At 61.0% G+C, this 1,116-nt stretch carries 1 protein-coding gene and 1 pseudogene; both read right to left on the reverse strand.

Translation table 11 applies throughout. The features are described from left to right. The coding region (locus tag ACIP66_RS28370; RefSeq protein ID WP_400652570.1) for a class I tRNA ligase family protein at window positions 1-201 on the reverse strand (201 nt) is incomplete at its 3' end. A gap of 13 nt (window positions 202-214) precedes the next feature. Continuing rightward, window positions 215-1,116, reverse strand: a pseudogene (gene ribF / locus ACIP66_RS28375) (bifunctional riboflavin kinase/FAD synthetase); the annotation flags it as partial.

Here is a 1,116-nt window from a genome sequence, read left to right on the forward strand (position 1 = left end):
ACCGATGTGGATCGTGCCCTTGGCATACGGAGGGCCGTCAAGCAGAACGAACTTCGGACGATCCTTGCCAATCTCGCGCAACTTTCCGTACAGGCCAATACTGTCCCAGCGCTGCAGAATCGGCGGTTCGCGATGTGGCAGGCCGGCCTTCATTGGGAAGGCGGTGTCCGGCAGGTTAAGCGTGGCTTTATAGTCGGTCAATTAAGGCTCTTCATTAGCGATGGGCGCTAGGTGCGGCTAGTGCACGGGCGGTGCCGACATCCGCATTGATCGCCGTTTTCAATGCCTCCAGGGAGGCGAAGCGCTGCTCTTCACGCAGCTTTTGGTGGAAAACCACCGTCAAACGCCGGTCATACAGATCGCCGGCAAAATCTAAAAGATGGACTTCAAGGTGGGCCTTGCCATCACCTTGTACCGTAGGCCGCACGCCGATATTGGCGACGCCGGGCCAGGTCTTGCCGTCTATATCGACATCCACCAGATAGACCCCGGTGAACGGCACGCGACGACGCTTGAGTTGAATGTTGGCAGTGGGCGTGCCCAGTTGCCGGGCCAGTTTCTGGCCATGCAGCACGCGACCGGCGATCCGGTACGGGCGACCGAGCAAACGTTCGGCCAAGGCAAAATCGGCGGCGGCCAAGGCGTTGCGCACTTGCGTGCTGCTGACGCGAATGCCGTCCAGCTCGACGGTTTGCGCCGCTTCGACGGTAAAACCGTGAACCTGCCCGGCCTGCATCAGGAAATCGAAATCACCGAGGCGGTCGCAGCCAAAGCGGAAATCGTCACCGACTTCCAGATGCTGCACACCGAGGCCATCCACAAGGATGGTGTCGACGAACTCACTGGCGCTGAGTTTGCTCAAGCGCTGGTTGAACGCCAGACACAACACCCGGTCGACGCCTTCGGCGGCCAGCAGTTGCAGCTTGTCGCGCAACCGGGCCAGACGTGCCGGCGCGGTCTCGGGGGCAAAGAATTCCCGTGGCTGCGGCTCGAAAATCACCACGCAGCTGGGTACGCCCAACTCGAGCGCACGCTCACGCAGTCGGGCCAGGATAGCCTGGTGACCACGGTGAACACCGTCAAAGTTGCCAATAGTGGCGACGCAGCCCCGATGCT

Source organism: Pseudomonas sp. NPDC088429 (assembly GCF_044753305.1).
GTDB classification, from domain to species: domain Bacteria; phylum Pseudomonadota; class Gammaproteobacteria; order Pseudomonadales; family Pseudomonadaceae; genus Aquipseudomonas; species Aquipseudomonas rustica.